This window comes from Nonomuraea sp. NPDC049695, from assembly GCF_040674955.1.
Taxonomy (GTDB): domain Bacteria; phylum Actinomycetota; class Actinomycetes; order Streptosporangiales; family Streptosporangiaceae; genus Nonomuraea; species Nonomuraea helvata.
This window is the reverse complement of the sequence record NZ_JBFANV010000003.1, coordinates 151,468-173,402: the sequence shown is the minus strand read 5'-3', so window position 1 is coordinate 173,402 and position 21,935 is coordinate 151,468. Positions and strand designations below refer to the sequence as shown.

Here is a 21,935-nt window from a genome sequence, read left to right as displayed (position 1 = left end):
TCCGGCGGGGCTCGTGGAGAAGGCGGTGACCGTCAGAACGGCGTGTCGTTGGAGTTGCCCGCTGTGGGCTCGGAGCGGCGCGCCATGGCGGCGGCGAGCTTGACCCTGGCCCCCTGGAGCCATTCCTCGCAGACCGCCGCCAGCTTCTCGCCGCGCTCCCACAGCTCGATGGACTGCTCCAGGGTGAGCCCGCCGGTCTCCAGCCGGCGCACCACCTCGGTCAGCTCCTCGCGCGCCTGCTCGTATGAGGGTGTCTGCTCGTCTGAAGGTGCCTTCGCGTCTGCTGCCACGGGCACCACCCTAGACGCGCCGGCCGACATCCGCAGACCGGCGCGTACGTGAAACGCGCTCAGCCCTTGGGGCGCTGCCGCAGGGCGGACGCCAGCTCGGCCAGCTCGGGCCAGTCGGCCGTACCGGTGATCACGAGGGTCACCTCGGGCAGGACGCGGACCAGCGAGCGCTGGTTCTTGTCCTGGCGGAAGCGCTGCTCCCACGTCATGTCGCCGACCTGCTGCGTGCCGACCGCCTTGTCGGAGTTGGCCATACGGCTGGCGAACCCGGCCGCCGGCTGCTCGTTGCTCTGCACGAACATCGCGTGCTGGCGCTTGGCGGTGGCGTAGCCGAGGTAGAGGACCTGCGCGCCGTTCTCGCCCTTGGCGATCTTGTTGCTGTTGGGCACCCAGCCCGCCGGGTCCTTCTGCGGGGCATACACGCCGTACGGCACCGAGTGGCCGAAGTTGGCGACGGTGATCGAGTAATCGAGCCGTGGGATGTGCTCCTCCCGGCTCTGCGGAGTGACCAGCAGGAACAGTCCGGCCGCCGCGAGGCAGACGAACAGAGCTACCGCGTAGCCGTAGAAACCTTGGGTGAACCGTCGCACAACTGGCGAGGTTACCCGCTGGTGGGGGCGCTCGCCGAAGTGGCCGGGCGGATCTGGCCGATGATGGCGAGCACCTCCTCGGCCAGAGCGCGGTCGCCCGTACGCACCACCTCGGACACGGCCGCGGCCAACGCGCCCGTGACCACCACGACCAGCGCGCTCTCGTCCTCGAACAGCGCCGCGTTGAGCTGCGCCCACTTGCGCAGCCTGTCGCGCATGACGACGTCGAAGCCGGGCGGCCCGTCGCCGCGCAGGAACAGGTCGGCCAGCTCGCGGTCCTCCAGGCACCCGTCGAGATAGGCGCGGGCGGCGCTGATGAACACGCGCATCGGGTCGGTCTCGCCGGTGGCCCGGGCCGCACGGACGGCCTGCTTGGTCCGCTGCGACTGCTTGACCTGGAACTCCTCGAACAACGTGAGGTAGAGATCGGCCTTGCCGGAGAAGTGGTGATACAGGCTGCCCACGCTGGCGTCGGCCCTCGCCACCACGTCGGTCACACCCGCCTCGGCGAACCCCTTGGAGACGAAGACCTCCCTGGCGGCGGTGAGCAGCGAGCTACGCGTGGCCGCGCCCCGCTCGGACGTGCGTGGCTGGACGGCCATGTTCTCCACATCGCTCATTCAGATCTCCTCCATGGCAGGGCGCCATGCTCCATGGTGGAGGCAAGATCCTTCACGTGCACACGGTATGGCGCAAAATCCGTTCCCTGATATGACAGGGCAATCCACTCGCAGCTTACCGAGGCCGTCCCCTGGCACGAACCCACCCGTGTCCGGGCAGATTATCCGCCTCTGGGCGGGAATAGAGGGGCAACTACGATCGACGTAGATTTCCCACAAGGAGGATGCTCATCATGTCCGATCAGACATCCGTACCGCCCGCGCTCGCCACGGGTGAGCACGCCCCTGACAGGAACCTGGCGCTGGAGCTTGTCCGCGTCACGGAGGCGGCGGCGATGGCGGCGGCCAGGTGGGTCGGCAGGGGCGACAAGAACGGCGCCGACGGCGCGGCGGTGAACGCCATGCGCCAGCTGATCAACACGGTCTCCATGAACGGCGTGGTGGTCATCGGCGAGGGCGAGAAGGACCATGCCCCGATGCTCTTCAACGGCGAGCAGGTGGGCGACGGCAGCGGCCCCGACTGCGACGTGGCCGTGGACCCCATCGACGGCACCAGACTGACCGCGCTGGGCATGCCCGACGCGGTGTCGGTGATCGCGGTGAGCGAGCGCGGCTCGATGTACGACCCGTCGGCCGTGTTCTACATGGAGAAGCTGGTCACCGGTCCAGAGGCGGCCGACGTGGTCGACATCGAGGCCCCCGTCTCCGCGAACATCAACGCGGTCGCCAGGGCCAAGCACTGCTCGTCCTCCGACGTGACCGTGGTCGTGCTCGACCGGCCCAGGCACGAGCGGCTGGTCAAGGAGATCAGGGAGACGGGCGCGCGGATCAAGTTCATCACCGACGGCGACGTGGCCGGCGCGATCATGGCGGCCCGTACGGGCACCGGCATCGACCTGATGCTGGGCATCGGCGGCACGCCGGAGGGCATCGTGGCCGCGTGCGCGCTCAAGTGCCTGGGCGGCGTGATCCAGGGCAAGCTCTGGCCGCGCGACGACGCCGAGCGCCGCAAGGCCCTGGACGCCGGGCACGACCTCAACCAGGTGCTCACCACGAACGACCTGGTCAGGTCCGACGACGTGTTCTTCGCGGCGACCGGCATCACGCACGGGGAGCTCATGCAGGGCGTACGGTTCCGCGCGGGCTCGGCGGTGACCGAGTCGCTGGTGATGCGCGGCCGGTCGGGAACGATCCGCAAGATCCAGAGCGAGCACCAGCTGTGGAAGCTGCGCGCGTACAGCGCGATCAACTTCGACACCGCAGGCTGAGCGTCCGGCGGCCCACGACCCCTGCGGAGGGTCAGAGGCTGAACCAGCCTCTGACCTGAGTGTCCGCGTCTCGCTCAGACGTTGAAGCGGAACTCCACCACGTCGCCGTCCTGCATGACGTAGTCCTTGCCCTCGACCCGGGCCTTGCCCGCAGAGCGGGCGTTGGCGATGGAGCCGAGCTCGACCAGGTCGTCGAAGGAGACGACCTCGGCCTTGATGAAGCCGCGCTGGAAGTCGGTGTGGATCACGCCGGCCGCCTCGGGCGCGGTGGCGCCCTTGCGGATCGTCCAGGCCCTGCTCTCCTTCGGCCCGGCCGTGAGGTACGTCTGCAGGCCGAGGGTGTCGAAGCCGATCCTGGCGAGCTGCCGCAGCCCCGACTCCTCCTGGCCGACGGACTGGAGCAGCTCCAGCGCCTCCTCCTCGTCGAGCTCGACCAGCTCCGACTCGATCTTGGCGTCCATGAAGACCGCCTCGGCCGGGGCGACCAGCGTCGACAGCTGCTCCCTGAGCGCGGTGTCGGTCAGCTCGTCGGCGTCGAGGTTGAACACGTACAGGAACGGCTTGGCCGTCAGCAGGTGCAGCTCGCGCAGCTCCTCGCGGTCGAGGCCGCTCTCGAAGATGGTCTTGCCGGTCTCCAGCACCCGCAGGGCGGCCTCCGCGGCCTCGAGCGCGACCTTCTTGTCCTTGTTGTTGCGCGCCTCCTTCTGCAGGCGCGGGACGGCCTTCTCGACCGTCTGCAGGTCGGCCATGATCAACTCGGTGTTGATGGTCTCGATGTCGCGCTTGGGCGAGATGTCGCCGTCCACGTGCGTGACGTCGGGGTCGTTGAAGACGCGGACGACCTGGCAGATCGCGTCGGTCTCGCGGATGTTGGCGAGGAACTGGTTGCCTCTGCCCTGCCCCTCGGAAGCCCCCTTGACCAGGCCCGCCACGTCGACGAACTCGACCTTGGCCGGCAGGACGCGGGCCGAGTCGAAGATCTCGGCCAGCTTGGGCAGGCGGTCGTCGGGCACGCCCACGATGCCCACGTTCGGCTCGATGGTGGCGAACGGGTAGTTCGCGGCGAGCGCGTTGCCGGACTTCGTCAGCGCGTTGAAGAGCGTGGACTTGCCGACGTTGGGCAGACCGACGATACCGATGGAGAGACTCACGAAGCCCAAGTTTACGTGCTCAGCGTAACGGGCGTGTCGGGCGGGAACGGCGCGCCGGAGTCCTGCCATCATCGGCCGGGTGGACATCGTCTCCCTTCTCGCAGGTCTGGCCGCCGGACTCGTCATCGGGTTCCTGGTGGCCAGGACGAGAGCGGCGGTGCGGGTGGCGGAGGCCGACGCGCGGGCCAAGGCGGCCGCCGACAAGCTCGTCTACGTCGAGGAGCAGCTCGCCGAGCGCTTCCAGGCCCTGTCCACGCGCGCCCTCGACGTCAACAACGTCCGGTTCCTCGAGCTGGCCGAGACCAGGCTGGCGGCCAGCCGCGCCGAGGCCACGGGCGACCTGGAGCAGCGCAGGCAGGCCGTCGAGCACCTGGTGGAGCCGCTGAAGGACGCGCTGGCGCGGGTCGAGTCGCAGCTTCGCGACACCGAGTCGGGCCAGCGTGCGGCCCGTGCCGAGCTGGCCAAGCAGATGGAGTTCGTACGGCAGAGTAACGAGCAGCTGCGCTCCCAGACCACCGCCCTCGTCAGGGCCCTGCAGCGGCCGGAGGCACGCGGCAGGTGGGGCGAGCTCCAGCTGCGCCGGGTCGCCGAGATCGCCGGCATGCAGCACCACTGCGACTTCGAGGAGCAGGTCACCGAGGGCTCCATGCGCCCCGACATGGTCGTCAGGCTCGCCGGGGGCAAGAACATCGTGGTCGACTCCAAAGTCTCGCTGGCGGCCTATCTGGAGGCCGCTGAGGCGTCCGACGAGTCCCTGGCCTCCGTCAGGCTCGACGCCCACGCCAGGCACGTGCGCGAGCACATCGACCGGCTGGCGGCCAAGTCCTACTGGCAGGGGTTCAACCCGTCGCCGGAGTTCGTGGTGCTGTTCATCCCGGGCGAGGCGTTCCTGGCCCCCGCACTCGAGCGTGATCCCGCGCTGCTCGAGTACGCCATGATGCGGCGGGTCCACATCGCCACGCCGACGACGCTGATCACGATGCTGCGCACCGCGCACTACGCCTGGCAGCAGGCCGCGCTGAGCGAGAACGCGCGGGCGGTGTTCGAGCTGGGCAAGGAGCTGTACGAGCGGCTGTCATCCCTGGGCAGGAACGTCGACTCGCTCGGCAGGGCACTGACGCGGGCCGTGGAGGCGTACAACAAATCGGTCGGATCGCTCGAAAGCCGCGTCTTGGTCACCGCGCGCAAGCTGCACGATCTGGGCGTTGTGGACGGCGATCTCGACTCGCCGGACATGCTCGATGGCCTGCCCAGACCCCTGTCATCCCCGGAACTGCTCGAAACCTCGCATCTGCTTTCCCACTCGAACGGTAAGTTGGCCAACGGGTCGCAATAAATGGGGGTGGGGCATTGGGTGAGAAGAGGCGTTCCGCGGTCAGGCTGACCGCTCGCGGCGCCATCGCGCTCGCCCTGGTCGTCACCCTGGCGGGCTATGTGCTGGCGGCGCTGTTCGACATCCAGCAGATCGTGGGCGCGGCTTTCGTGCTGTCGAGCCTGTTCGGCGCGCTCATGGTCAACCGGCGCGAGCTGCTGTCGCTGGTGGTGACGCCGCCGCTGGTGTTCTTCTGCGCCACGCTCTTCGTCGAGCTCGGGCGGGCGTTCGGCTCGGTGTCGATCGTGCAGTCGCTGGCGCTCGGCCTCTACACGTCACTGACCAGCGGCGCGCCGTGGCTGTTCGCGGGCTCGGCGATCGTGCTGGGCGTCGCCTGGCGGCGCGGGCTGCGCGACAACGTACGCGAGCTGCGGGAAGAGCTGAAGGCGGGCGCGGAGGAGCCGCGCCCGCGTCAGACGTTCGTGCCCGAACCGGAGGGCTACTTCGAGCCCAAGGTGTACGGGACTCCGCGCGGGGACGACTAGGACACCCGCAGGTCCTTGCGCAGCTCGTGAGGCAGGGCGAAGCGCATGCTCTCCTGCACCGACTCGACCTCCGTCACGTCGCCGAACCCGTGCTGGGCCAGCCGCGCCAGCACCTCCTCGACCAGCTCCTCCGGGACGGAGGCGCCGCTGGTGACGCCGACCGTGGTGACCCCTTCGAGCCACTCGTCGCGGATGAACGTGGCGTTGTCGACCAGGTACGAGGCCTCCGCGCCGTAGTCCTTGGCCACCTCGACCAGGCGCTTGGAGTTTGACGAGTTCTCGGAGCCGACAACGATGACGAGCTGCGCCTCGGCGGCGATCTCCTTGACCGCCACCTGCCGGTTCTGCGTGGCGTAACAGATGTCGTCGCTCGGCGGGTCGAGCAGCGTGGGGAAGCGCTCCTTGAGCCGGGCCACCGTCTCGGTGGTCTCGTCGACCGACAGCGTGGTCTGCGACAGCCACACCAGCTTGCTCGGGTCCTTCACCTGCACCTTGTCGACCGCGTCGAGCCCGTCCACGAGCTGGATGTGGTCAGGGGCCTCGCCCGAGGTGCCCTCGACCTCCTCGTGGCCCTCGTGCCCGATCAGGAGGATGTCGTAGTCCTGGCCGGCGAACCGCCTCGCCTCGTTGTGCACCTTGGTGACCAGCGGGCAGGTGGCGTCGACGGTGCGCAGCCCGCGCTGCCGGGCCTCCTCGTGCACGGCCGGGGACACGCCATGGGCGGAGAACACCACGATCTCGCCCTCGGGGACCTCCTCGGTCTCGTCGACGAAGATCGCGCCTCTGGCCTCGAGTGTCTTGACCACGTGGGTGTTGTGGACGATCTGCTTACGTACGTAGATCGGCGCACCATACTGCTCCAAAGCCTTCTCGACCGCTACCACGGCTCGATCGACTCCGGCACAGTAGCCGCGGGGCTTGGCTACGAGTACTCGGCGGGAAGTAGAGGTCTGGGGCTCCATACTTTCTATGCTACGTGGAGCGGCGATCAGGCCTGCGCGTGCGTGCTTGCCCGCGTTTTGCCAGACTAGCCGTCCAATACTGACCTCCCAGGGAGACGTCATGTCCCTCAGCGACGTGATACGCAACATCGCCAAGACCGTCACCAACAAGGACGAGCTCAAGGAGAAGGCCAAGGACCTTCCGCTGCTCGTCATCCAGACCACGCTCAGTGCGGCCGGCCAGGCGCTGCTGGTCGTCGACCGGGTGAAGAACTCCATCAAGAACCTGGGCAGCAAGGAGGAGCGCGAGGAGGAGTCGTACGACTCGCGCCCCTCGGCCGCCGACCAGGTGGCCGCGGCTCCGGCGGCGGAAGAGGACAAGCCCGCGCGCAAGGAGCCGGTGATCTTCGCGCCGCGCCCGGGCGCGGCCGAGCCCAACGGCGCCGCCAAGACCAAGCCCGACCCGGTCATCTTCACCCCGGCCGGCAAGTCCGAGTCCGCGGCCACCGCCAACACCGAGACCGCCGCCGCCACCAAGCCCGCGGTCGAGGAGGAGCCGGTCGCGGAGCCCAAGGCCGCCACCAAGCAGGCGGTCGCGGAGGAGCCCAAGGCCGCCGCCGAGCCGAAGGCCGCTGCGGAGCCGAAGGCCGCTGCGGAGCCCAAGGCTGCCACTGAGCCCGCGGTCACGGAGGAGCCCGCGGCTGAGCCCAAGGCCGCCGAGTCCGTGGTCGAGCCCAAGGCCGCTGCCGAGTCCGCGGCCACCGTCGTGGAGGAGGCCGCCGCCGAGCCCGAGGTCGCCCCCGCCGCCACGGTCGCCGAGCCCGTCGTCGCCGAGAAGCCCGCCGCCGAAAAGCCCGCCGCCGCGGAGGAGTCTGCCGAGGTCGAGGCGGAGGCCGCCGTCGTGGAGGAGACTCCCGAGGCGAAGCCGAAGCCCACCCGCAAGGCCCCGGCCAGGAAGCCCGCCGCGGCCAAGAAGCCCGCCGCCAAGAAGCCCGCCGCGGCCAAGAAGCCGGCCGAGGAGCCCGCCGCCGCGCCCGAGCCCGAAGCCGCGCCCGAGCCCGCCGGCGCGCTGGCCGCTGCCGCCTCCGCCACCACCTCCGCCTCCGCGGACCTGGCCGAGCCGCTGCCCGGCTACTCCGAGATGACCGTCGCGTCCCTGCGCGCCAGGATGCGGGGCAAGACCGCCGAGCAGATCGGCGACTTCCTCGCCTTCGAGAACGCCACGAAGGCGCGGCCCGAGGTGATCAAGATGTTCGAGAACCGCCTGGCGAAGCTGCAGGCCGGGGAGTAGTCGCCCTTACCCCGTAGTCTTCGGCCATGACCGATAAGACCTCACCCGAGTCTCCCCTGCCGATCCGTACGGTCCTTCAGATGGTGGGCGGCTGGATCGGCAGACTCGGCACGGTCTGGGTCGAGGGCCAGATCACCGACCTCAGCGCGCGTGGCGGCACGGTGTTCATGACGCTGCGCGACCCGGTCGCCAACGTGTCGGCCAAGGTCACCACCCCGCGCGGCGTCTATGAGGCCGCCGTGCCGAGGCCGGCCGACGGCGCCAGGGTCGTGATGCAGGTCAAGCCCGACTTCTGGGTCAACAGAGGCTCGTTCGCCTTCACCGCTCTGGAGATCCGCCCGGTCGGCGTGGGCGAGCTGCTGGCCAGGCTGGAGCGGCTCAGGCAGCTCCTGGCGACCGAGGGGCTGTTCAACGCCGACAGGAAGCGGCGGCTGCCGTTCCTGCCCGGCACGATCGGGCTCATCTGCGGCCGCGACTCCGCGGCCGAGCGCGACGTGCTGGAGAACTCCCGCAGGCGCTGGCCCGCCGTGCGCTTCAAGGTCGAGGAGGTGGCCGTCCAGGGCCCTTACGCGGTGGGCGAGGTGACCGAGGCGCTGCGCAAGCTCGACGCCGACTCCTCGGTCGACGTGATCGTCATCGCCCGCGGCGGCGGCTCCCTGGAGGATCTCCTGCCGTTCTCCGACGAGACGCTCGTACGCTCGGTGGCCGCCTGCCGCACCCCCGTCGTCAGCGCGATCGGCCATGAGCAGGACAGCCCGCTGCTCGACCTGGTGGCCGACGTGCGGGCCTCCACCCCCACGGACGCGGCCAAGAAGGTCGTGCCCGACGTCGGAGAGCAGCTCACACTGGTGCGCCAGCTCCGCGACCGAGGCCGCAGGGTGATGAGCGGCTGGCTCGACCGGGAGATGTCCTGGCTCACCTCGCTGCGCTCGCGGCCCTCGCTGGCCGACCCGGTGCGCGAGCTGGAGCGCCGGGCCGAGCAGGCGGAGTCGCTGCGCGACCGGGCCAGGCGCTCGCTGTCCGGCTCGCTCGACCGGGCCTCCGACGACCTCACCCACCTGCGTGCCCGCCTGGTCGCGCTGTCCCCGGCGGCCACGCTGGAGCGCGGCTACGCCATCGTCCAGCACCCGTCGGGAGAGGTGGTGCGCCTCGCCAAGGACGTCTCTCCAGGTTCGTTGCTGACGATCCGCCTGAGCGACGACCGGCTGACCGTACGCGCCGAGGACTCCGGCCCACCCGAAGACGCGTGAACCGTCGTCCCAGACGCCGTCCTGCCCGGCCAGTTGCCGCGTGTCGTCGGCGCAATCACTCAGCGCAGTCATTGGTTACGCTAAGTTGCCGCGTGGACGGCGGTGCAGCCCCCTCAGGCGTCTGACGTCGGGAGTCGATAGGCGTCTGATGCCGGGAAAACTGATGCGTCAACCACTTTGGGCCCCCGCGCGTCGAATCGTCACGGCGTTCACGCTGACTCGGGAGGCCCTCAATGATCCGTCGCATCATCCGGAAACGACGCCCCGCGCCCACGCTCGCGGGCATCAGTCTCGAGGAGGAGCTGGCCCTGATCAGGGTCGAGCTCATGTACGGCCTGCGCGTCAACCGCGAGGCGTACCTCCGCAGGAAGGTCGACGAGCGCAACGAGATGGCGACGCGCATACGTGAAGGCGATGCCGCGGAGATGCTGGCCGACCTGCGCGGCTCCCTGGAGCGGGCGGTGCAGCCGACGGTCGTGGACCTGCACAGCAGGCGGCAGCCGAGGCCCACGCAGGACCCGGAGCCCGCCTGACGGCCCGGGGTCGCCGCGATCCATACCAAATCCGCAGGTCGCGAGAGTCCATGCCTGTTGGACAGGAATCCGTGACTGTCGCGCTATGCGATTTCAGGCGTCTGCCCTGGTCAAAAGGCTATTCACCCAGGAGATGACAGGAATCGGCAATGACGCCTGCCGTCCGGTCCGGTTTGCCGTCAGGTCGGTCATGCCGCAGCATGGGCGTGGCTTTCCTGGAACAATGGCGGAGACCGGATAGGGTGACTACTTCACCGCGGATGATGGGGATCGGCAACGGACGACACCGCGCCAGCCGGGGGGATCGGCGCGAGCGGAGGCGTGATGGCTCGTAGGTCTACCGTCCAGCACGATCCTCGGATCGCTGGCGACCCCGGGCTTTCCGCGCGCCTTGACACAGCTGACTACGACGAGCCGCCGGCCCGCAGGCCGCGGCGCGGTGGCTGGTCGGGCGGCGGCGGACGGTGGCTGGTGTGGGTCGGCCGCATCGTTCTCTGGGCGCTTATTGTGGTTATCGTAGTGAATGGGGTTCGTGCCCCATTTGAGCGATTTACCCAGCAAGGGACATCGACCCCTAATGCCGTTGCGCCTGCTCACCATGGTTTTCCCGCCGACCGGGGTATGGCTTTCGCCGCCCAGTTCGCCGGGGTCTATCTCAATTTCAGCCCGGAAGACGCGGCCAGCAGGTCGCGTAAGCTCGCCGCGTTCCTGGCCGAGGGCATGGACCCGCAAATGGGATGGGACGGTTACGGCAAGCTCTCGGCCGTCGCCATCCAGGCGTACGACATCGAGGCGAGCGACGCCCACAACGCGGTGGTGAGCGTGGCCTTCCAGTCAGGCCCGCGCAGGCTGATGCTGTCCGTCCCGGTCTACTACGCGGGCGATGACGCCGGCGGCAGGTTCGCCGTCGTCGGGCGTCCCGCGGTCCTGCCCGCCCCGGGCCCGGCCGACGTGCCCCAACTGGCCGCGCCGGAGACCGACGAGGCGACCGCGAGCGAGCTCAAGGAGCAACTGAAGGGCTTCTTCACCGACTACGCCCTCGGCAACACCGCCGGTCTGCAGCGCTATGTCGCCTCCGGCAAGACTCTGCCGAGCTTCGGCGGCACGTTCACGTTCAAAGAGCTGAAGAAGGTCGTGGTGCCTGTGGGGGGTGCCACACGAGAGATCCAGGCGGTCGTGGTGTGGGTCGTGCCGAACAACGAGACGCCCCCGACCCCCGATGCCACCGACCCGGCGGCCGTGGGGGGCACGCTGGAGATGGCCTACCGCCTGACCGTCGAGAAGCAGGGCGACAAGTGGTTCGTCGCCGACATCCGCGGCGCCGGTCGGGTCGTTGGATAGAGGCACGGCCGCGCTGCTGATCGATACCCCCCGGGAGGACAAGAAGTGACCTTGAAGACCGTAGTGCTCACCTTGATCGAGATGTCGCCGACGCCGACGCCTACCGGCCTGGACACCGGAGGGCTCGCCAACTTCCTGCGCGGGTTCTTCGCCCCGTTGTTCCTCGTCGTCGTCTCCGTGGTCGCACTCTTCTTCCTCTTCACCCGCGAGATCACGCGATTCGTGCAGTTCCTGATATTGGCTGTGGCCATCGGAGTGATCTTCTACGTTCCCAACATCATCGAGGTGACGGCGAAGGCGATCGCCGGCGCACTGGGCATCAAGTGAGGGTTGAGACCGCTCCCTGGCGGTCATGAACGAGCGGGTGGAGAGGAGGACCGGCGTGGACCTGCCCACATATACGAACATCTGGCGGATCGAGAAACGGCTCTACAAGCTGTACGACCTGCGGCTGCCGATGCCGCTCCCGATCGTCTGGATCGGCGTGTTCGTCGGGGTGTTCGTCCCGTGGTCGCTCCTGCTGGTCCTGGTGGGCGTGCCGGTGGAGATGCCCTGGCACGTGCTGTTCCTCGTGCCGCCGGGCATCGTGACGTGGTTGTCCACCCGTCCCGTCATCGAGGGCAAGCGGCTCACCGAGCTCCTCGAGTCCCAGCTCCGCTACCTGAGCCAGCCGAAGGCGTGGTACCGCCTCGCGCCCATGTCCGAGCCCGAGACGGTCACGTTCTCCGCCCGCGTCTGGCGCACCCTGCCCGCCAGGGCCAAGTCGAAGGCGCCCCGCAAGGCCCGCCAACCGCAGCGGCGGCGCGACGGCCAGCGGATCATCGGTCCCCGCCAGGTACGCCCGGCGGTCGCCGCCGCGGCGGCCGCCGCCTCCCAGGCTCCCGTGGCGGAGCCGACCACCGGCCGCTGGGGCACCCGCCGCGGCACGGCGCCCGCCCTCAAGGCGTCGTCACGCCAGGCGGCCCCGGCCCCGCCGTCAAGGTCCAAGGCAGGTGGGTTGCAGCGCCAGGAGGCCCTTCCAGGCGGTCCTGGACGCCGCCAGGAGGCGCCGCTGGTCGCGGCCCACGAAGCCTCGCCGACGGAGGCTGTCGCTCTGGAGCGCGGCGGTACGACGGGTGTCGCCCCCCGGGAGCGTGGCGGCACGACGAGTGCTGCCCCACGTGAGCGGGTGGGCACGACGGATGGTGCCGCCCGGGAGCGTGGCGGTGCGACGGACGGTGCCGCCCGGGAGCGGGTTGGCACGACGGACGGTGCCGACCGGGAACGTGGCGGCGCTGGAGAGGCCGCCGCCGTACGAGAGCGTGCCGGAAGGGGAGAGGATGCCGCCCGGCAGCGTGGCGGAAAGGACGAGGCGGCCGCTCGGGAGCGTGGTGGCATGCGGGGGGCCGCGCCCGCTGCTCGCGGTGACGTCGCGGCGCAGGAGCCTGCCGTCGGGCCGCTCAGCACCGGGGAGAGTCACAAGCCCGCCACCGGCAAGCCCATCGACACCGAGGCGCTGCGACGGCTGAGGAAGCTCGCGGCGAGTGCCGACGCACCTCCTGCCGACACGGTGGCTGCCGACACGGTGGCTGCCGACACGGTGGCTGCCGACACGGTGGCTGCCGACACGGTGGCTGCCGACACGGCGGGACGTCCGGAGGGAGAGCGCCGCGAGGACGAGGTCGCGCGGGACCAGCACAGGAAGGGGCAGCCGCCCCGGCTGGGCCCGGCGCTGGTGCTGCCGGGCACGGAGCGTGTCTGGCCGCCGCTCGATCCCAACGCCAAGCCGCTGCCCCGCCCCGCCGCCCCCAAGCACACCCGAACGGAGACCGACCCCGACTCGCCCGCCACGCAGGACCCGACGGAGCCGAGCACCGCATCAGAGGCGACGGCCGGCACCTCGGGCACAACGGGCGGCGCGGAGCCGCCGAAGAGCGGCATCCCCCAGGTGATCGCCGCGATGCCCAACGACGCGGACACCCAAAGGAGCGCCGAGCCGGTACGTGAGGCGGATGCCCAGGGGACGGCCGAGCCGGCGGGGGCGGGCGTTCAGAGGACCTCCGAGAAGGCGGGTGACGACACGCGGGAAGCCGCCGAGGGCGGCGCTGACGTGCCGGAGCGTGGTTCGAGTGGTGGGCGGCCGGACGCACCCGCGACACGCCGCGAGCGCGTGGAGCCGACTGCCCCTGGTGAGCGCGTGGAACGGGCTGTCCCCGGCGAGCGCGTGGACCCGGCGGCCCGTGGCGGCAACGGCCAGGGTGCGGCGGCTCGTGAGGGGGCCGGTGGGCTCGTGGCGCCCGTGCCGGTGCCCAGGCCGGGGGAGGGCCGGGTACGGCGGGTCGAGTCCGTGGTGGGACGTGACTCCGGCGGATGGCGGCGGATCGCTCAGGTGGTCGTCGGCGGCGGCGGGGTGCGGACCGACGGTTCGGAGATCGACGAGGCCAGGGCCAGGGGCGTGTTCAGCGGCAGCCGCAGGATCGTCGTCCTGGGCTGCACCGGCGGCGCGGGCCAGAGCACGACGGCGCTCATGCTCGGCCACACCTTCGCCAGATATCGCGACGACAGGGTGGTGGCGGTCGACGCCAACACCGGCGGTAGCACCCTGACCAGCAAGATCCAGCCGGAGACGCCCGAAACCCTCACCTCGCTGCTGTCCGGGCTCGACCGCGTCAGCGGCTACCTCACCATGCGCGGGTACACGACGAGGACCGCCTCGGGGCTCGAGGTGATCAGCGCGGACACCGACGCGGGCGCCGAGCAGCGGCTGGCGGACCGGTCGTTCTTCTCCGACCACCGGCTGGGCGAGTCCATGCGCCTGCTCGACCGCCACTACAAGCTCGCCGTCATCGACCCGGCCCCGGCGCTGGCCGCGCGGGTCCTGCCGTACGCGGACCAGCTCGTGCTGGTGGTCCCCGCGAGCGAGGAGGCGTCCGAGGCGGTGGCGATGACGTACGAGTGGCTCGACGGGCACGGCTGCGCGGACCTGCGCAGGCGCGCGGTCATGGTGGTCAACGGCGTGAGCAGGCGCTCGATGGCCGACGTCGAGCAGGCGGAGTCGGTGGCCAGGGGCAGGTGCCGGGCCATCGTCAGGGTCCCCTGGGAGGACGGTCTGGCGCCCGACGGCGCGGAGGTCGTCGATCCCGGGCAGTTGCGCGCGGCCGGCAGGCGGGCCTACCTCGCCCTCGCCGGCGTCGTGGTCGCAGGCTTCGCGGCAAAGGCACAGGCACAGACCGTCCGTCCGAGCGAAGAGGAGATGGCGAGTGACCCCCCGGGCACGAGAATCGGTGAGCGATAAGTGAACAAGCGAGCAGGTAGTGCCCGTTCATGCGCCGAGGGGGCGGCATGAGCAGGGCGTCACGAGCGCACCAGCGCCTCGCGGTCCGCTATTTCGACGACCGCATCCTGCTCACGGACACCAGCGCATGGGCGTACTTCCGCCTCCCGACGGTCAGCTACGAGTTCGTCACCCCGGATGAGCGCGAGGCGCTGGCCACCAACATCACGATCGCGCTGGCCGCGATCAGGATGCCCGACGCGGAGGTCCACCTGAGGATCGCGCACCGCACGTACCCCGCCGCGGAGTGGGCCATGGCGCTCAACGCCACGTCCGACGAGGGGCCCGGCTGGCGCGACTACCTGGAGGAGATGTACCGGCACGTCTGGGCGAAGGACTTCTGGTCCAAGGAGGTCTACCTCGGCGTACGGCTCGGCCCGCGCGGCAAGCAGCTCGGCGCCGGAGCGCTCGCCCAGATCTTCGGCCTCTACCAGAAGACCGAGAAGGCGCTCGGCATGGAGGACGACCACGTACCCGACAGCGAGATCGGGCGGTGGACCGAATCAGCCGAACGCCTCGGCAGAGCACTCGCATCCAGCGCCCTCTACGCCAGGCACGCCACCTCCGTCGAGGTGGCGTGGCTGTTCCAGCACGCGGCCGCGGGCGCGCTGGGCGACCCGCCGCCGAGCGCCAGCCCGAAGCGACGCTGGGGCAGGGGCGAGATCGAGTCCCTCGTGGAGGGGGAGATCCACAACGGCAGGTCGCTGCTGCGCATCGTGCAGCCGCAGGGCGACTCGTACGTGGCCTACCTGTCGTTCGCGCGCTTCCCCGACCTCATGCCGTTCCCCGACGGCGAGCCGTGGATGCACTTCGCCGACCAGCTCCCGTTCCCCGTGGAGATCTCGTCGCGGATGCGGCTCATCCCGCCGGTCAAGGCGTCCAAGGACGTGGCGCGCAAGCTCGCGCACGCCCGCGACATGGACCACCACATCCGCGAGGCCGGTGCCGAGGCGCCGCTCGCGCTCGCCGAGCAGATCGACGCGGCCCGTCTGCTGGAGCACGGCATCACCAAGGAACGCCTGCCCTTCGTGTACGGCTGGCACCGCCTGATCGTGTCGGCCCCCACCGAGGACATCTGCGTGCAGCGCGTGGAGGCGGTCGTCGAGCACTACCGCGACATGGGCATCGACGTGGTCAACTCGACGGGCGACCAGTTCTCGCTGTTCGCCGAGTCGCTGCCGGGCGAGAAGGTGCGCGTCAACGCCTACGCCCAGCGGCAGCCGCTGCGCACGATCGCGGGCGGCATGGCCACCGCCACGGTCGATCTCGGTGACCGGCTCGACGACGGCGGCAACGAAGGCTGGCTCGGCCCGTACATCGGCGAGACCGTCGGCAGGGCCCGCAGCATCGTGCACTTCGACCCGCTGGTCGCGGCCACGCGCAACCGGCCGACGGCCATCGCGATCACCGGTGAGCCCGGTGGCGGCAAGACCACGCTCGCGCTGCTGATGATCTACCAGATGGCGCTCAGGGGCGTGACGGTCGCGGTGATCGACCCGAAGGGCGACGCGGAGTCGCTGATCCGGCTGCTGGAGAAGCGGGGCCGCAAGGCCCGCGTCATCCCGCTGGGGTCGGCGGCGCCGGGGCTGCTCGACCCGTTCTCGTTCGGCGACGACATCGCGGCGAAGAAGACCATGGCCACCGAGACGCTGCGGCTGCTGCTGCCGCGCATGTCGGAGGAGCGCGAGTCGGCGATGATCCAGGCGGTGGCCGCGGTCTCCAACGGCCCCGACCCCTCGCTCGGCAAGGTCGTCGACTTCCTGGAGCAGGCCGACGACCCCGCCTCGAAGAACCTGGGCGCCGTGCTGCGCTCCATGTCGGAGATGCACCTGGCCAGGCTCTGCTTCGACCCCTCCGGCGGCGACCAGATCGACAGCGAGGGGTGGACGACCGTGTTCACGCTGGGCGGCCTCACGCTGCCCGACGTGGCCACGACCAGGGACGACTACTCCTACGAGCAGCGGCTGTCGGTGGCGCTGCTCTACCTGGTCTCCCAGTTCGCGCGCAGGCTGATGAACGGCCTCGACCGGCGCGCCCCCAAGGCCATCTTCCTGGACGAGGCGTGGGCGATCACCTCCACGCCCGAGGGCGCCAAGCTGGTGCCCGAGGTCAGCCGGATGGGCCGCTCCCGCAACACCGCTCTGGTGCTGGTCTCGCAGAACGCGGGAGACCTGCTGAACGAGCAGGTGACCAACTGCCTGTCATCCGTCTTCGCGTTCAGGTCCACCGAACGGGTCGAGGTGGACCACGTCATGTCGCTGCTCGGTGTGGAGCCGTCGGAGGAGCACAAGGCCGTGCTCCGCTCGCTCGGCAACGGGGAATGCATTTTCCGCGATCTGGATGGCAGGGCCGGGCGGATCGGAGTAGACCTGATCTCCGAGGAACTTCTCCGTTGGCTCGACACGAACCCGACACACGACAAACCCGACGGCGCCGGGCATGATGATCTTCAAGGGGGCGTGGGCAGAGCGCAGGAGGTACGGTCATGAAGATCCGGCTATCGCGACGCCTCGCGCTGGCTCTCGCGCTCGTCACCGGCATCCTCGTGATGCCGATCGTCGTGGGCGGCCTGTCCACCCCGGCCGCCGCGGCGCCCTGTGACCTGTCGGGCCCGCTCAACCCCGAGATGGTCGGGGGCGGCCTGGACGGTCTGATCCAGGCGCCGGCCCCCCAGGGCGGGACGCAGACCGCGGTCACCAACTACTCCCAGTTCGGCATGAGCGGCCAGTTCTGGCACACCCACGACCTGAGCTGCTCCGACTACGTCGCCGTGCTCGGCAACATGTGGGCCAACGGCATCTTCACCGCGGCCAAGGCCGTCGACCGGCTGACGATCACCACGTACCAGGCCGCGTCGACCGAGGGACCGCTCCAGGCGATCAAGGACGTCGTCGACGACATCGTCACGAACCTCGCCGACGCCATGTACTGGAAGTTCCTCCAGCCGATCGTGATCATCGGGGCGATCTGGCTGGCCTGGTACGGGCTGATCCGCAAGCGGGCCACCACGACCGCCGAGGGCGTGATCTGGATGGTGCTCGCGGTCACCGTGGCGGTGTGGTTCTTCAGCCGTCCCGGCGACTTCACCGGCCTCGGCAAGGTCGTGACCGACAAGACCGGCGAGGTCGTCAACTCGGCCTTCTCCGGTCTGCCCGGCGCGGGCGGCGCCTCGTGCCTGCCGCCGCCCGGCGAGGCCACCCCGCAGCTCAAGGCGGGCGGGTACGGCCAGACCGGCACGCCGGGCGTCGACCAGAACGCCGACGCGCTGTGGTCCACGCTGGTCTGCAAGCCGTGGCTGGTGGGCCTGTTCGGCACCGCCGACCCGCAGCAGCCCATCGTGCGCGACTGGGGCCGCAAGGTGCTGGAGATGCAGTCGGTCCCGCGGACCGTGGCCGGCCAGCCGGCGCCCGACGTGGGGGCCCGCCAGTCGGAGTACGCCTCGCTGGCGGAGAAGCTGAAGAACGACCCCGTCTACACCGTCTTCTCCGGCCGCGACTGGTCCAACAGGCTCGGCGTGGCCGTCGGCGCGTTCATCGCGGCCATCGTGGCCGGCCTGCTCATCTTCCTGGTGGCGGTCTCGCTGCTGGTGCTGAAGGTGGGCTTCCTGCTGCTGCTGATACTCGGGCCCGTGTTCCTGCTGATCGGCGTCCATCCTGGCAGCGGCCGGATCGTGGCCATGCGCTGGGTGGAGATGCTGGTCGGCACGCTGCTCAGGCAGGCCGTGCTCACGCTGGTGCTCAGCGTCCTGGTGTACGGCTACGCGCTGATCATCTCCACGGCGATGCCATGGGGCATGCAGGTGCTGTTCATGGCCCTGCTGACGATCGCGGTGTTCTTCTACCGCAGGCCGTTCCAGCACCTGTTCGCCTCCATGAGCGGCCACACGGTCGCCACCCGCATGCTCGGCGAGGCCGCGAGCTCGTCCGTGCTCGAGCGTTCGGCAGGCGCGCTGCCGCCGGTCGCCTCGGCCAGGATCGGCCGCTGGGGGCTGCGCAAGGCCGAGCCGCTCATCAGGGCGGCCGGCGTGGCCAACCCGGCGGGAGCGGCGGCGACGGCCGCGGCCACGGCGGGGCAGGCCCGCGTACGCGCCGAGGAGGGCGAGGGCGTCACCACAGGCGCCAGGATCCCGGCCACGGCGGCGCCGCTGGACACCGACCAGCAGGGCGGCAAGGCGGGCGCCAGGGCGCCCCTGGAGCCGCGCAGGGGCACGGCGCCGCCGCTCAACCTGGGCGGCACGCCCACCCGCACGCGCGGTGCCGCGGCGGGCGGCCCTCGGGCGGCCGGCGCGGCCGGAGCGGCCGCGTCCGGCGGCTCGGGCGGATCCGGCGGCTCGGCGGGCGGCTGGTTCGGCGGAGGGTCCGGCGGCGGCTGGGCGTCCGGGGGCGGCTCGTCGTCGGGGTCGCGTGGCGGCTCGTCCGGCGGTTCGCGCGGCTCCCGGTTCGGCGGCTCGGGCGGCTCCCGGTCGGGCGGCACGCGCTCGCGCGGGTCCGGCGGCGGGCTGTTCGGCGGCTCCGGTTCTGGAGGCTCGGGCGGTGGCTCGAGGTCCGGCGGCGGGTCGCGGCCGAGCGGCGCTCCGAGGGCGTCCGGCGGCTCGTCCGGCCCGCGGATCTTCGGGTCCGACGAGCCGTCGTCCCGCACCTCCGAGGCCCCGCCGCTCTGGCTGCGCAGCAGCAGCAACGGTGGCGGCTCCGGGGGTGACAGCCCCTCCGTGCCGTTCTGGCTCAAGCCGAGCAAGGACAGGGACTGAACATGGCGGAGCGAGGTGACAAGCGTGGGGTGGCTTTTGCCGCCATCGTCGTGGTCATCGCCGCGGTCGGCATCTACCTGACGATGTGGCCGGACTCGGGGGACGACCAGGCCGAGCCCAAGCAGGAGCCGGCCCGGGTGGCGAGCGCGCCCCCCGCGCCGAACACGCCGCTGGCGACCGCGAGCGGGGCGCCGTTCGACGTCTACTCGTACCTGCCGATGAAGAAGGAGCAGCTCGCCGCGGCGGCGGACCTGGCCGAACGGTTCACCGCCGCGTACGGCACCTTCCGGTACGACGAGGACCCGGCGGCGTACGCGGCCCGCGTGAAGGTGTTCACGACGCCTGAGCTCGGCAACGAGCTGACCAGGACCGTCACCTCGGCCGGCACGGTCGAGCAGAACCGCAACGACCAGATCGTCTCCAAGGCCACCGCCAGGCTGAAGGAGATCAGGCAGATCGAGCAGACCTCCATCGTCTTCGTGGTCACGGCGACCAGGCAGGTCACCGCGAAGAGCGGCGACAAGCAGCTCACGGAGGAGTACGCGGTCACGGTGAGCCAGCTCGTGGACGACTGGCGGATCTTCGACATCCGGCCTTCCGAGGAGGGCCAGGAGGGCGACGAGGAGGGGGACACCTCGGGGTGAAGCTCTCACGGGCCCGGCTCGCCCTCCTGATCGGCGCCGCCGGGCTGCTGCTGCTCGCGGCGGTCATCGTGTCGCCGATGCTGCTGATCTCGATGCCGTCGTTCCTCGGCGACGGCGGCACCTCCCCCGACTGCAAGGACGGCAAGCAGGTGGAGGACGTGTCCGACTCGGGCGCGTCCGACATCCCTTCCGAATATCTGGACCTGTACAAGAAGTACGGCAAGAAGATCGGCGTCCAGTGGAACATCCTGGCCGCCGTCGGCAAGCGAGAGACCGACCACGGCCGCTCCGACCTGCCCGGCGTCAAGAGCGGCACGAACTACGCGGGCGCGGCCGGGCCGATGCAGTTCCTGATCTCCACGTGGGGCGGCAAGGCCAGGGTCCCGATGTCGTCGAAGTTCACCGGGTACGCCTCCGACGGCGACGGAGACGGCGTGGGCGACATCTACAACCCGGCCGACGCCATCCTGGGCGCGGCCAGGATGCTCAAGCGCAACGGGGCGCCAGAGAACGTGCGGCAGGCGCTGTTCGTCTACAACCGGGCCTGGTGGTACGTCGACCAGGTCGTGGAGATCGCCAAGAGGTACGCCAAGTCGGGCGAGCTCAAGGTGCCGCCGCAGGCCTCGAAGGAGTGCGACGAGCCGCTGGTGGAGGCCGCACCCAACGGCATCGTCGCCAAGATCATCGAGTACGCGCTCGCGCAGCGCGGCAAGCCGTACCTCTGGGGCGGGACGGGGCCCGACGCCTTCGACTGCTCGGGCGTGATCTACGCCGCGTACCGGGCGGCGGGGCTGTCGATCCCCCGTACGACGTTCACGCAGTGGCCGTTCGGGGTGAAGGTCTTAGAGGGCCAGGAGCAGCCGGGGGACCTGGTGTTCTTCAACGCGGGGCCGGGTACGGGCCCCGACCGCCCCGGCCATGTGGGGCTGGTCGTGTCGAAGGGCAAGATGCTGGAGGCCAGGTGCCGGCTGTGCGGGCCGATCAAGGTGACGAGCTACCAGGCGCGTGACAACCGCATGGGCTTCACCCGTCCCCTCCAGAACCCCGACGTTCTCGAACAGCTCAAGAAGCTGCAGAATCCTTCCTTGTGAACGAATTCGACACGGTCGTGGTGGCCGCGGTGATCGTCGGTCCGGGCGCACGGGTGCTCGCCGCCCAGCGCGCGGAGCCCGTCGCGCTCGCGGGCGGCTGGGAGTTTCCCGGCGGGAAGGTCGATCCCGGCGAGAGCGAGGAGGAGGCGCTGGTCCGGGAGTGCCGCGAGGAGCTCGGCGTGGAGATCGCCGTGGGGGAGCGGGTGGGCGGGGACTGGCCGCTCTCCGAAGGCTACGTGCTGCGCGTCTGGCTGTGCTCGCTGGCCTCCGGCGTGCCCGAGGCCCGGGAGCACCTGGAGCTGCGGTGGCTCGGGCCCGGCGAGTACTTCTCCGTCGAGTGGCTGGGCGCGGATCTGCCTGTCATGAAGACCGTGGAAAATCTCCTGCTTTCGCGGGATTAGGAAGCGCCCTTGCGTGACACAATGACTACTACGGGTGACATGTCGCGATGGGGGAGTTGTGGAGTGATGCGGCGTGGCTGGGTCATCGCGGGGGCACTGATCCTGGCGGTGCCGTCCGTTCCCATGGCAGTGAGCCGGTTGCCGCTGGTCCTCGACGGTGTCGACGAGCCGGGGAAGTGGATGAGGACGGGTGACGTCGAGCGGTTCCGCGTGCGGGTGAACGGGATCGCCGCAGCGGACGCACGGCCCACCCACGGCGCCGGGGCGGTGCCCGCAGAGACGAAGGTGAAGCGGCACGGTTCCGGCGCGCTGCGCCCCGCGCTCAGCAGCGTGAGGGCGGCAGAGGGAGCGGCACCGTGGCCGTGGGAGCCGGTCGCGGCGCGGAAGCCGGTGAGGCAGCCCGCCGGGCGGACGGATTCGCCGGACCGCGCGATGGAACTGTCGTTCGTCACCGGAGGCATGGGGGTACTTCTGGGTGCTCTGTGGTGGATTGGCACGGTACAAAGACGGCGAAAACGAAAAACGTAGGTTAATCCCGGCTTTACTGTTACTTTGACCAGACTAGTATTCCCTTGACCAAGGTTCTGGGACTGCGCGGAGGGCACCG

At 70.4% G+C, this 21,935-nt stretch carries 20 protein-coding genes; 15 read left to right on the top strand and 5 right to left on the bottom strand.

All coding sequences use genetic code 11. The features are described 5' to 3' along the window. Nucleotides 1-32 precede the first annotated feature (32 nt). The 3 genes from AB0J64_RS04300 to AB0J64_RS04290 are packed head-to-tail and all read right to left on the bottom strand — an operon-like array spanning nucleotide 33 to nucleotide 1,500. Entirely contained in the window at nucleotides 33-290 is a 258-nt protein-coding gene (locus AB0J64_RS04300; protein ID WP_364020380.1) for an exodeoxyribonuclease VII small subunit, read from the bottom strand. Between the two features lie 59 nt (nucleotides 291-349). Then, the gene (locus tag AB0J64_RS04295) at nucleotides 350-880 is read right to left on the bottom strand and encodes a DUF4245 domain-containing protein (protein ID WP_364020377.1); all 531 of its coding nucleotides are present in this window, start codon (nucleotides 878-880) and stop codon (nucleotides 350-352) included. An 11-nt stretch (nucleotides 881-891) separates the two neighbouring features. Further along, the gene (locus AB0J64_RS04290) at nucleotides 892-1,500 is read right to left on the bottom strand and encodes a TetR/AcrR family transcriptional regulator (RefSeq protein ID WP_364020374.1); all 609 of its coding nucleotides are present in this window, start codon (nucleotides 1,498-1,500) and stop codon (nucleotides 892-894) included. A gap of 233 nt (nucleotides 1,501-1,733) precedes the next feature. Here AB0J64_RS04290 and glpX point away from each other — a divergent pair, with 233 nt between their 5' ends. Next, on the top strand, nucleotides 1,734-2,768 hold the full coding sequence (gene glpX, locus AB0J64_RS04285) for a class II fructose-bisphosphatase (protein WP_364020372.1): 1,035 nt from the start codon (nucleotides 1,734-1,736) through the stop codon (nucleotides 2,766-2,768). Nucleotides 2,769-2,842: 74 nt separating this feature from the next. Here glpX and ychF read toward each other — a convergent pair whose 3' ends face one another. After that, a complete protein-coding gene (gene ychF / locus AB0J64_RS04280) occupies nucleotides 2,843-3,919 on the bottom strand; it encodes a redox-regulated ATPase YchF (RefSeq protein WP_364020368.1) in 1,077 nt (358 codons plus the stop codon). A gap of 79 nt (nucleotides 3,920-3,998) precedes the next feature. Between ychF and AB0J64_RS04275 the strand changes: the two genes are divergently transcribed. Together AB0J64_RS04275 and AB0J64_RS04270 are read left to right on the top strand one after the other, a co-directional pair. Then, complete coding sequence (locus AB0J64_RS04275; RefSeq protein WP_364020365.1) at nucleotides 3,999-5,255, top strand: DNA recombination protein RmuC; 1,257 nt, start codon at nucleotides 3,999-4,001, stop codon at nucleotides 5,253-5,255. A 14-nt stretch (nucleotides 5,256-5,269) separates the two neighbouring features. After that, complete coding sequence (locus AB0J64_RS04270) at nucleotides 5,270-5,776, top strand: DUF6542 domain-containing protein (protein WP_364020363.1); 507 nt, start codon at nucleotides 5,270-5,272, stop codon at nucleotides 5,774-5,776. Here AB0J64_RS04270 and AB0J64_RS04265 read toward each other — a convergent pair. Next, on the bottom strand, nucleotides 5,773-6,738 hold the full coding sequence (locus tag AB0J64_RS04265; RefSeq protein WP_364020360.1) for a 4-hydroxy-3-methylbut-2-enyl diphosphate reductase: 966 nt from the start codon (nucleotides 6,736-6,738) through the stop codon (nucleotides 5,773-5,775). The two genes, AB0J64_RS04270 and AB0J64_RS04265, sit on opposite strands and share 4 nt — an antisense overlap. 100 nt (nucleotides 6,739-6,838) lie before the next feature. Here AB0J64_RS04265 and AB0J64_RS04260 point away from each other — a divergent pair, with 100 nt between their 5' ends. The 12 genes from AB0J64_RS04260 to AB0J64_RS04205 all read left to right on the top strand — a co-directional run bounded on the left by AB0J64_RS04260 (nucleotide 6,839) and on the right by AB0J64_RS04205 (nucleotide 21,856). Then, nucleotides 6,839-8,008: a hypothetical protein gene (locus AB0J64_RS04260; RefSeq protein WP_364020357.1), complete on the top strand. Its 1,170-nt coding sequence runs from the start codon at nucleotides 6,839-6,841 to the stop codon at nucleotides 8,006-8,008. A gap of 26 nt (nucleotides 8,009-8,034) precedes the next feature. Next, nucleotides 8,035-9,258: an exodeoxyribonuclease VII large subunit gene (gene xseA, locus AB0J64_RS04255; RefSeq protein WP_364020354.1), complete on the top strand. Its 1,224-nt coding sequence runs from the start codon at nucleotides 8,035-8,037 to the stop codon at nucleotides 9,256-9,258. A 233-nt stretch (nucleotides 9,259-9,491) separates the two neighbouring features. After that, a complete protein-coding gene (locus AB0J64_RS04250; RefSeq protein ID WP_364020351.1) occupies nucleotides 9,492-9,791 on the top strand; it encodes a hypothetical protein in 300 nt (99 codons plus the stop codon). Between the two features lie 621 nt (nucleotides 9,792-10,412). Next, nucleotides 10,413-11,132 carry a conjugal transfer protein gene (locus AB0J64_RS04245; protein ID WP_364020348.1) on the top strand — a complete coding sequence of 240 codons (720 nt, stop codon included), beginning with the start codon at nucleotides 10,413-10,415 and terminating at the stop codon, nucleotides 11,130-11,132. 81 nt (nucleotides 11,133-11,213) lie between these two features. Next, entirely contained in the window at nucleotides 11,214-11,459 is a 246-nt protein-coding gene (locus tag AB0J64_RS04240) for a hypothetical protein (protein WP_344993050.1), read from the top strand. A 25-nt stretch (nucleotides 11,460-11,484) separates the two neighbouring features. Beyond that, on the top strand, nucleotides 11,485-14,406 hold the full coding sequence (locus tag AB0J64_RS04235) for a TcpE family conjugal transfer membrane protein (RefSeq protein WP_364020345.1): 2,922 nt from the start codon (nucleotides 11,485-11,487) through the stop codon (nucleotides 14,404-14,406). Between the two features lie 47 nt (nucleotides 14,407-14,453). Next, the gene (locus AB0J64_RS04230; RefSeq protein ID WP_364020342.1) at nucleotides 14,454-16,934 is read left to right on the top strand and encodes an ATP-binding protein; all 2,481 of its coding nucleotides are present in this window, start codon (nucleotides 14,454-14,456) and stop codon (nucleotides 16,932-16,934) included. Next, a complete protein-coding gene (locus tag AB0J64_RS04225; RefSeq protein WP_364020339.1) occupies nucleotides 16,931-19,192 on the top strand; it encodes a hypothetical protein in 2,262 nt (753 codons plus the stop codon). Before AB0J64_RS04230 ends, AB0J64_RS04225 begins: the two co-directional genes overlap by 4 nt. A gap of 2 nt (nucleotides 19,193-19,194) precedes the next feature. Next, complete coding sequence (locus AB0J64_RS04220) at nucleotides 19,195-19,836, top strand: hypothetical protein (protein WP_364020336.1); 642 nt, start codon at nucleotides 19,195-19,197, stop codon at nucleotides 19,834-19,836. Beyond that, a complete protein-coding gene (locus tag AB0J64_RS04215) occupies nucleotides 19,833-20,927 on the top strand; it encodes an NlpC/P60 family protein (protein ID WP_364020333.1) in 1,095 nt (364 codons plus the stop codon). The genes AB0J64_RS04220 and AB0J64_RS04215 overlap by 4 nt, the downstream gene beginning before the upstream one ends. Next, nucleotides 20,924-21,328: a (deoxy)nucleoside triphosphate pyrophosphohydrolase gene (locus AB0J64_RS04210; RefSeq protein ID WP_364020330.1), complete on the top strand. Its 405-nt coding sequence runs from the start codon at nucleotides 20,924-20,926 to the stop codon at nucleotides 21,326-21,328. Before AB0J64_RS04215 ends, AB0J64_RS04210 begins: the two co-directional genes overlap by 4 nt. A gap of 63 nt (nucleotides 21,329-21,391) precedes the next feature. After that, on the top strand, nucleotides 21,392-21,856 hold the full coding sequence (locus AB0J64_RS04205; RefSeq protein ID WP_364020327.1) for a hypothetical protein: 465 nt from the start codon (nucleotides 21,392-21,394) through the stop codon (nucleotides 21,854-21,856). Nucleotides 21,857-21,935: the final 79 nt, after the last annotated feature.